General features: G+C 60.6%; 7 protein-coding genes. 4 read left to right on the top strand and 3 right to left on the bottom strand.

Features of this window, described 5'->3' with window-relative positions; genetic code table 11:
* Positions 1-170 precede the first annotated feature (170 nt).
* Complete coding sequence (locus ASD03_RS09375; RefSeq protein WP_234907998.1) at positions 171-1,028, bottom strand: glycoside hydrolase family 16 protein; 858 nt, start codon at positions 1,026-1,028, stop codon at positions 171-173.
* Between the two features lie 138 nt (positions 1,029-1,166).
* Between ASD03_RS09375 and ASD03_RS09370 the strand changes: the two genes are divergently transcribed.
* The 4 genes from ASD03_RS09370 (at position 1,167) to ASD03_RS09355 (ending at position 5,770) form a co-directional block, all read left to right on the top strand.
* Positions 1,167-2,615, top strand: a complete 1,449-nt coding sequence (locus ASD03_RS09370; RefSeq protein WP_244494617.1) for a hypothetical protein — start codon at positions 1,167-1,169, stop codon at positions 2,613-2,615.
* Positions 2,612-3,895: a polysaccharide pyruvyl transferase family protein gene (locus ASD03_RS09365; protein ID WP_057213003.1), complete on the top strand. Its 1,284-nt coding sequence runs from the start codon at positions 2,612-2,614 to the stop codon at positions 3,893-3,895. The genes ASD03_RS09370 and ASD03_RS09365 overlap by 4 nt, the downstream gene beginning before the upstream one ends.
* 270 nt (positions 3,896-4,165) lie before the next feature.
* The gene (locus ASD03_RS09360; RefSeq protein WP_025428341.1) at positions 4,166-4,834 is read left to right on the top strand and encodes a Crp/Fnr family transcriptional regulator; all 669 of its coding nucleotides are present in this window, start codon (positions 4,166-4,168) and stop codon (positions 4,832-4,834) included.
* 273 nt (positions 4,835-5,107) lie between these two features.
* Complete coding sequence (locus tag ASD03_RS09355) at positions 5,108-5,770, top strand: response regulator transcription factor (protein ID WP_025428340.1); 663 nt, start codon at positions 5,108-5,110, stop codon at positions 5,768-5,770.
* 229 nt (positions 5,771-5,999) lie between these two features.
* On the opposite strand, the gene ASD03_RS09350 is transcribed toward ASD03_RS09355, so the two are convergent.
* Positions 6,000-6,551, bottom strand: coding sequence for a DUF922 domain-containing protein (locus ASD03_RS09350; RefSeq protein ID WP_244494349.1), 552 nt, complete (start codon positions 6,549-6,551; stop codon positions 6,000-6,002).
* Between the two features lie 222 nt (positions 6,552-6,773).
* Entirely contained in the window at positions 6,774-9,926 is a 3,153-nt protein-coding gene (locus tag ASD03_RS09345; protein ID WP_057213064.1) for an efflux RND transporter permease subunit, read from the bottom strand.
* Positions 9,927-9,948: the final 22 nt, after the last annotated feature.

The following is a 9,948-nucleotide window of genomic DNA, read 5'->3' as shown; positions in this document are numbered from 1 at the left end:
GGCCCGCTTAGTCCTTAAGGGGATGGAAGTCACGGCTATGCACGGACGAGGCGCCCGATAGGCGGCCGGAATCGTGTTCCATCTTTTTGTTTTCGCAGGAATTTTCGAGGCCACCCGCAGCGCTGACCTTGCCGGATCAAACGCGGTGAAAACGACCTGGCGAGGGGCGCCTATTGAAGGTCGTATGCCCTGACATAATCGATGAACATGTGGGATGGATCCGGCGCCTGATCGGCGGTTTTTTCCACGAGCGCGAGGTTGAGCAGCACGTACATCGGCTGCCGGTGCTCAGGCCGCGTTTCGGCCTTCCACACGAGTTTCCGGTCAAAGTACATCCGTATGAATTCGGAATCGATCTTCACCCCATAGGTATGAAAATCCTGGGGGTCGGCGTCGCGAAATACCTCGATCCGACTGAATTGGGAATCGTCCTTGTCATCGCGATGCCAGACATGGATGACAGAGGAGTATCCTTCCGGCTTGTCACCGTAGAATTCCATCACGTCTATCTCGGCCGTCGACTTCGAGCGGTCCTTGCCGATCAGCCAGAATGCGGGCCATACGCCCGGACCGACCGGCAAACGCGCACGCATTTCGAAATAGCCGTATTGCTGGGCAAAGCCATTGCCCTTGGCGTCCACCGAGGCGAGCAGGCCTGACTGCCAGTCACCTTCCGGGTCGCGCTTGGCCTCGATCCTCAGAATGCCGTTTTCAGTCTTGAACGGCGAGCGCTCACCGGGGTTGGCAAAGCGGGCGCCACCAAAATCCCCCGACCACGGCGTATGCGCGATCCAGCGGGTGCCGGGCCCCCAGGCGGACACGCTCAGATCATCGAAGGTCTCGTCAAAGGTCAGCGGCATGTCGTCGACAGGAAGCTCGTCGCCCGTGTCGCCGGCCGTGTACCCATCGGCATGGGTCGCCGACACAAGCATCATCAGCCACAGGCAGCCGACGACAGGCCGGACGAAAAGCCGAACTGGCAGGCGGCGTGCCCAATACGGGCGAACTTCGCGAACAGATGGGGTCATGGTGCAAACTAACGCGGGGCGCTACCGCGGGTCCATTACCGATTCAGGCCGCGGCTTTATGCGAAAGGCTTAGCCGGAGGCGTAAATACGCAACATGCCCCCTTTGATAGGATCGTTTCAGCAACTGGAACTGGTGGCATGAGCTTTGAACTGATCGGCTTCGTTACCGTGCTTGTGGGTTTGGGCGTGCTGATGGCGCCCATTCACTGGGCGTTGACGTTCATGGTCGTCTCAACCGCTCTCGGCTCTGCCGCTGCCATCGGCCTTCCGGCACTTGGCGGCGCATCCATCCTCGTTCCAAATGTTTTCCTGCTGTTCTTCGGCCTCAGGGTCCTGATGGCCTATGGCGAAGGTCCGGTGCTGGCGGCCTTCGTGCCTGCCGGTGCCGGCTTCTGGCTGATGGTGCTCACCCTTTTCGGCGTGCTGACGGCGATCCTGTCGCCTCGCCTGTTCCAGGGCGCCGTCGACGTGATGACGGTCGAGCGATCTGTCGGTGCGAGAAGCTTCATATCGCTGTCACAGCTGCGGTTTTCGTCCAACAACATAACGCAGGCCGTCTATGCACTCGGCGGACTTGCCTGTTTCGGATTCTGCCATGCCTATCTGCGCCGGACGGCCGCGCCGTCGCACCTCGTCCACGCCATCCTCATTGCCGCCACCGTCAACCTCGCCTTCGCCGCGGTCGACATCCTCACTTATTTCTCCGGCACCGAGTATCTGCTGAGCGTGGTACGGACGGCCAACTACGCCCTTCTGACCGCCGCGGAAAAAGGTGGGTTGAAACGGATTTCCGGATCGTTCCCCGAGGCGTCGGCCTTTGCCGACTACACCTTGATCCTGTTTGCCGCGACCGCGAGCCTCTGGCTCGACCGGGTGCGCTCACGGGCGACAGCCCTCCTGGCGATCGCCTCGCTTGCCGGCCTGGTGTTTTCGACTTCTGCCACGGCACTGCTCGGGTTGGCGGTGGTCTTCCCGTTTCTCTGGATACGTTCGATTGTGACGGTCTTCGAACGGAGAAAGCCCGGACGTCCGGTGTTTCTCGCCGCCCTCTTCCTGGTCGTACCGCTCGTCATCCTCACGGTCGTCAACTTGTTCCCGGAGGTGGTGTCGACTGTTTACGATTTTCTCGATGAGATGCTGCTGTCAAAGGCCGACAGCCAGTCCGGCCGCGAGCGCGCGATGTGGAACGCCGCCGCCTATGAGGCGTTCGTCAACACCTCCGGCATGGGGGCCGGCCTGGGGAGCGCCCGCGCCTCCAGCTATCTACTGGTTCTGCTCTCGAATGTCGGGGTCCTTGGGCTCGCCATCTTCTGGGTCTTCGTCGCGGCCATTCTGTGCGCTCGCGCGGCACCAGACGCCGGGCGGCGGGCGGAAAGCCTTGCCGCGCTTCGGGCGGCAAAGGCCGGCTTTATCGCGGCCCTCAGCACCGCTCTCGTATCGGGCACCGTCTATGATCTGGGCCTGATGTTCTACATTCTCGCCGGCAGCGCGTCGGCGCTGACATGCCGGCAAATCGCCGAGGCAGAAGCGCCACGACCGCGACTGGTCGGTGCGACAAGCCCGCGCCGCATGGGAGGCTCCCGATGAAAATTGTCATCTTCAACGTCAAATACAGCGAAAACCTGGGTGACGGCATTCTGGCGCAGTGCCTGGAGACTGCGCTGGCGCGCGGAGCCAAGGGACTGGAGGTCAAGACGATCGATCTCGCCGGCAGGACGGCTTTCGGTACCGGCGGCGGCGGGCGCCGCCGGCTGTTGCTGAAGGTACTTCAAGCGCTGCCGTCATTCGCGCGTCGGCTGGTCGTCAGACAGGTGCTTGGCCCGACACTCCGCCGACTGCAAGTCGAATGGCGAAAGGAGATCGACGCCGCGGATGCGGTCGTCATCGGCGGTGGAAACCTGTTTCAGGACGACGACCTGAACTTCCCGCTGAAAGTCGGCGCAGCACTCGATTGTATCAACCGCAGCGGCAAGCCGCTGGCGGTCTATGCCGTCGGCACCAGCCGGGACTGGTCGTCGCAGGCAAGGCAGCTTTTCGGCATGATCGATGAGAGCCAGGTCGTCCACGTTTCGGTTCGTGACACGATCGCCGGCCGCAACTGGCTCGGCCACTTTCCAGCCGGCCCGCACGCCCGGATACTGCCCGATCCCGGGCTGCTCGTCCGGGAAATCGTCGCGTGCCACGCGCTTGCGCCACTGAAGGCAGATGACCGAGCAATCGGCATCTGCGTCACTGACCCGCTGATTCTGCGCCGACATTCCAGCCATGGCTCGGCTGGAACTCCTTTTCGGCATGCCGACGACTATCACCAGCTGCTGGGCCTGATGCTCGATGCCGGATATCGGATTTGCCTCTTCACCAATGGAGCCCAGGAAGACCAGGCCTTTGCGCGGCGCATTCTCGGCGGTGACGGTCTCGCCGATCACATCGACAGCGGTGATCTCTACCTCGCCCCTCGTCCCAAAACGCCCGAGGAACTGATCCACATCATCGCATCGACGCAGGTGATACTGGCGCATCGCCTTCACGCCTGCATCGCCGCCTATTCCCTCGGCGTGCCGCAGGTCGGTCTCGGCTGGGATGCGAAAGTCGAAGGCTTCTTCCAGTTCGTTGGCCGACCGGAGTATTTTGCCAACGGACCCGACATCTCCGCTCGCGATGTGGCCTCCTTGCTTGAAGAGTCAGCCCGCAAAGGCATCGATCCCGCGGCCCATGCCTCGATACTCAATCAAGCCCGCAACGGCATCTCGCAGCTGCGAGAGTGCCTGGAGGCGCACCAAAACCGCAGCGCAAGCCCGACGATCCAGCCGGTGGTTGTGCCAAGCGGCAGAGCCTTATCTGGCTATGCGTTGTCGCACGGTCTCTAACCGTAACGGGTCACACAGTGTTGATCGCGCGGTTATCGGCACCTTAGTGGTCCAAAACCCAAATGCTTCAGCTAATTAGGACCGGTACCCACCCGGCCGGATTAAGCTCATATCGATGTGATTTCCCGCCATTACTAATCCTCTTGGGTAATATTCCTAACCACCGGTTGTTTGCTATATACTTAAGTACAATCGAATGGACCGAAGAGAGAGTGCGCCTTTATGGTGGGGCAACTTGGGGCATTTATAGGATCGTCACGGTTTAGAGAATTGTCGAGTTTCGACACGGATCAGCAGAGGTCCGAACTCTCCGTGGCGCGAAAACGGGTATTCCCGGCGGGCTCGATACTGTTCGAGCCCGAAGGTCGATCGTGCGTCCTGTTCTTCATCTCCGGCTGGTGCGTCAGCCGGAAGATTCTGGCAAATGGCACCCGCATCGTCATCGATTTCATGCTGCGCGGAGATATGCTCTGGACCTTGTCGTCGGAAATGACGCAGGAGACAATCCAGGCGCTTTCCGACGTTGCCGTCTACGAGTTCGCGGTGCCTCCCGGCACCGGCGGCCCCAATCTGTCGCAGAGAATCCAGCAGAACTTCGTGCACGAGATGCTCAAGCGCCAGGTCAGGATGACCGAGCGGCTGGCAAACATCGCACGTCGCGACGCACTGGAGCGTACCGGGCATCTCTTGCTCGAGCTCGCAGTCCGCGCCGGTAGACCCGACAGGCTGGGATTTGACGGTTTCGATTGCCCGCTAACGCAGTCCGACATCGGCGACGCCGTCGGCCTGTCGACCGTGCACATCAATCGCGTTCTGAAGGAGATGAGGTTGAAAGGATTGTTGTCGTTCAGGAATGGCATCGTCGAATTTCTCGATCGCAGACGCCTGGCCGAATTGGTGGACTTCGATCCGGGCTATCTCAGCACGAATTCCGGTTGATTCATTGCGAGGGCTTTAACCTGTGTTAATGCGCACCGACAATATATGTGATCTGATTACCAAAATATAAGAAGAAAATACGAGAGGACCCTGAGGGAATATCAACACCAATACTTGTATCTAGAATATTTACACCTAACAAAATAAGAATAAAAAGGAGAAAATTCAATGGATATTCGTACAGCAACAATTGCAAGAACCTCCACGACGCGACCGACATCCCTCCCAAGCGTACTGGAACAGCGTCTTCCCCAAAGTCTGGCGGGTTCGGATATGACCGATCAGGAGGAAGATCTCGACTACATCCTGCTCATCGACCCTCGTGCTCTCGACCGGGAGTGCCTGTCGAAAAGCCTGACGGGCTATGACCCCGGGCTGACGATCGTCACAGTCGGATCCTTTGACGAGTGGCGCGGCCGCAAATTGCAGACAGACCCTTCCGCCGTTCTTCTCATCGTCGGCGGCGGCAAAGTGGGTGACCTTGCCGTCTGCGAAAAGATCGAAACTCTGGTTGAGAAGTTCAAATACAGCCCGGTGATCGTGGTTGCCGAAACGGATGAACTCGGCCAAATTCTCAAGGCATTGGAATGCGGTGCCCGTGGCTACATTCCAAGCAATGTCGGCATCAATGTCGCCGCCGAAGCGATTGCGCTGGCGCGCGCCGGTGGCGTCTTCGTTCCGGCAAGCAGCATCCTGACGATGAGAGAGGCAATAAATTCGGTCGTGAATGGCGCCCGTTGCTCCGACAGCCTGTTCACGCCTCGGGAAATCGAAGTCGCCGAAGCCTTGCGCCGTGGAAAGGCAAACAAGATCATCGCCTATGAGATGGATCTGTGTGAAAGCACCGTGAAGGTTCACATCAGAAACATCATGAAAAAGCTGAACGCGACCAACCGCACCGAGGTCGCCTACAAGATCAGAGAATTCATGAAGTAAGCCGCCGATAGCAAACGAACCGGCAGACGTTGCGAATAACGAAGGCTCCGGCAGGCGTGTTTTTGATCACGGCCTGCTGACCGTGGTTCGCGATCGGCTGACTCGTCTCCTATATCCGGCATCCGGCGCCGATATGGGGCGGCATGTGTAGTTTCGAGATGCGCCCCGGCAAGAGATTGTCGGGGATGCCGTTGCGGCGCATGAAATGGCGCATGCCCGTGAGCCTCGGTCAACGGCTTCCGGCACCATTGACGAGATTGAGAATGAGTTGATGGATATTGCCGCCATCACTGAGTTCGACGCGGTCGAAGTCCCGGCTTCTCTGGCGTTGAGCAACAGACAGCTCGCCGAGCCGCTTCGTCAGCTCAGTCCTGATCTTGCGGCAGTTGGGGTCTGCGTCTACCGAGAGCCCGACTGATGTGGTCTCGATCGCCTTCACCAGATCCTTGATGTAGTCACCGTGAACAAGCTCGTGCTTGCGAACGCCTGCGAAAAAGGTTTCCCAGTTCTCTACCATGGCCCCCTGCAGCGGCTTCGACGGCTTCGGCAGCGTATAGGTGATGATGAGCTTCGGCTTGGCCGAAACGAGCGTGCAGGCGTTGCCTTGCGGCTCGTATTTCCGGGTCCAGGTCAGCTTGAAGTCCGTGTGAGCGATGGCCCGAACCAGCCCGCCGACCTTTGGCCCCCGCTCGCCGATCGACGCATAAAGCTCGGCGCCGGTCTGCCCCGAGATCGCATAGGTGCGGACCTTTTCCACCGCCTGCCATTCCGCATGCGCCATGCACGGCAACGAAAATGCGCAAACCATCGTACTGCAGAAGAAAACGCTTCGCTTCACCCGAATCCCCCGGAAGGCACCTGAACGCGGGCGACCCTACTGCATAATTTCTTGATCGGCATCGATTTATGGAGAAAGGCGGCCGCACAATCGCGCGGCCGCCTTCAATCGATAGAGCGCTCCGGGGGCGCCGAGCTGGTAGCTGCTATGGCGGCGCCGTCAGTGCTACTCGGCAGCAACCGCAGGCGGATAGATCATCGGCGCCGCAGGCTCGGCCTTGCCCGCTTCAGCGGATTCCGGTTCTGATGTCTGCTTCTTCGGCTCCCGGCCAAAGAAGAGCGCGTAACCGGCCGGCAGCACCAGAATTGTCAGAACGGTGGCGACAAGGATGCCGCCCATCATCGCATAGGCCAAGGGCCCCCAGAAGACGCCGCGCGAGATCGGGATCAGCGCCAGAACCGCGGTCAGTGCCGTCAGCGTGATCGGACGGAACCTGCGCACGGCCGAGCCGATGATAGCTTCGGAGCGATCCATGCCCGCGGCAATGTCCTGATCGATCTGGTCCACCAGGATGATCGAGTTGCGCATGATGATGCCGAGCAACGCGATAACCCCGAGGATGGCGACGAAGCCGAAGGGGGCGCCGCTGATCAGCAGCGCCGCCGCCGCCCCGATTATGCCGAGCGGACCGGTTGCCAGAACCAGCATCGCCTTGCCGAAATGCTGCAGCTGGACCATCAAGAGCACGACGATGACCGCCAGCATGATCGGCGCCTTGGCGGCGATTGAACCCTGGCTTTCGGCCGCGTCTTCCGCACCGCCCTGGATGCTGACGCTATACCCGGGAGAAAGACTGTCGCGCAGCGTCTGCATGTCGTCGTACATCTTCAACGCCACATCGTTCGGCTGCACGCCGTCGGGCAAGGTGCCGCGAACGGTAATCGTCGGCAAGCGATCCCTGCGCCATTCGATGCCCTGCTCGAGCACCGGCACGACCTTGGCCACCTGTGAGAGCGGAACGAAGCTGCCGAAATCGGTTGGAATATAGACGGACTCCACCGACGAGAGCAGCGCGCGGGTGGCATCCGGTTCACGGGCAACGATCGAGACCGTCTCCTCGCCATCGCGGAAGTTGTCGAGCGGCACGCCGGACACGGTGGCCTGCAGCATCTGTCGGACGCGCTGCGAGGTGACGCCGAGCGCACGGGCGCGATCCTGGTCGATGACCAGCTTCATCGCCGTCACCGGCTCCAGCCAATCGTCGTGCACGGCACCGAGCTGCGGGTTTTCGGCAAACTTCGCCTTCACCTGGTCGGCGATGCGGCGCACCTCCTGGCGGTCCGGCCCCATGACGCGCATCTGCACCGGCCAGCCGGTCGGCGGGCCGAGGAAGAGGCGATCGACCTTGGAGCGGATCGACGGGAAATCCTCGGCAAGGATCTTGCGCAGCTTGACGATCAGCCGTTCGCGTGCCGGCTCGTCATTGGCCATGACGAGGAGCTGGGCGAAATTCGGATTCCGCAATTGCTGGTCAAGCGGCAGGAAGAAGCGCGGCGCGCCCTCGCCGATATAGGTCGCGATGAAGCGTTTGTCCGCATCGTCGATCATCCGCGCTTCAAGCGCCTTCGCCTGGGTCTCGACTTCCTTGATGCTGGTGCCTTCCGGCAGCCAGAGATCGACGAGGATTTCCGGACGTGAGGATTGCGGGAAGAAGTTCTTGGGAATGAACTGGAACGCCCACAGGCTGACGAAGAAGGCGACAAGCGTCATCGACAGCACGATGATGCGATGGTGAACCGCCCAGGAGACCGTCGAGCGCAGGCGCCGATAAAAACGAGTGTCGAAGACATCGTGGTGGCCGCCGGCATGGGGGCGCTGCTTCAGGATCATGTTGCCGAGCCAGGGCGTGAAGTAGACCGCGACGAACCACGAGACCACCAGCGCGATGCCGACGACGTAGAACAGCGAGCGGACATATTCGCCCGCCGTCGAGGCGGCAAAACCGACCGGGATGAAGCCGGCGGTGGTAATCAGCGTGCCCGTTAGCATCGGGAAGGCCGTCGAAGAATAGGCGAAGCTTGCTGCCTCGACCTTGACCAGCCCCTCCTCCAGCTTGCGCTCCATCATCTCGACAACAATCATCGCGTCATCGACCAGGAGCCCGAGAGCGATGATCAGCGCCCCGAGCGAGATGCGCTGCAGGTCAATGCCAAGCTCGTACATGATGGCAAAGGTCGCCGCCAGCACCAGCGGAATGGTGATGGCGATCACCAGGCCGGAGCGCCAGCCGATCGACAGGAACGAGACAACAAGCACAATCACCAGCGCCTCGCCGAGCGCCTTCATGAATTCGCCGACGGCTTCCGTGACCACTTCCGGCTGGTTGGAGATCTGATCGACGACCATGCCATAGGGCAATGCCGCCTCGAAACGCTGATAGGTCTCTTCGACGGCCGTACCGACATCGGTCACCTTGAAGCCCTTGGCCATCACCACGCCGATCTGCACGCTGTCCTGACCGTTGAAGCGGAACTTGCGAGAATAGGGATCCTCCAGCCCCGAGGAGACGGTGGCGATATCGCCGAGGCGGGTGACCTGCCCACCGGCCGTCAGGCTGAGGTTGCGCAGATCCTCGACCTTGTCGAGGCCGCCCTCGACGGAAATGCGCACGGAGCGCGAACCGGTATCGACCGAACCCGCGGGATCGACATTGTTCTGACCGGCGATGGTGTTCCTGAGGTCGTTGAGCGTCAGCCCGCGCGCAGCCAACACCTTGGAAGAAACGTCGATATAGATCTTTTCGGGTTGATCGCCGAGGATCACCGCCTTCTCGACGCCGGGTGTCGTCAGCAGCATGTCGCGCGCCTGGATCGCGAACTTCTTCAGTTCGGGATAGCTGTAACCGTCGCCGCTCAATGAATGCAGGGTGATGAAGGTGTCGCCGAACTCGTCGTTGAAATAGGGCCCGTGCAGCCCTTCCGGCAGCTCACTGGCGATATCACCGACTTTCTTGCGGACCTGATAGAACGCGTCGGCCACCTGCTGGGCATTCGTGTCACCCTCGACCTGCAGGGTGATGATCGCGCTTCCGGCGCGGGTATAGGAGCGCACGAAATCGAGATGCGGGGTTTCCTGCAGCTTGCGCTCGATCTTGTTGACGACCTGATCCTCCATCTCCTGAATCGAGGCGCCCGGCCAGAAAGCCTGCACGACCATGACGCGGAAGGTGAAGTCCGGATCTTCCTTCTGCCCCATCCGCATCAAACCGAGCGCGCCGGTGATGATGATCAGGCCGAACAGGAACCGCGCGATACTGGGATGGGCGATCGCCCAGCGCGACAGATTGAAAGGCCGTTTTTCTTCTGACGGTAGGGACATCGGCATCATTCCGCGGTTGGGT

This window comes from Ensifer sp. Root127 (assembly GCF_001425225.1).
Classification (GTDB): domain Bacteria; phylum Pseudomonadota; class Alphaproteobacteria; order Rhizobiales; family Rhizobiaceae; genus Ensifer; species Ensifer canadensis.
The sequence above is the reverse complement of the archived record's forward strand: the minus strand, read 5'-3'. Positions and strand labels throughout refer to the sequence as shown.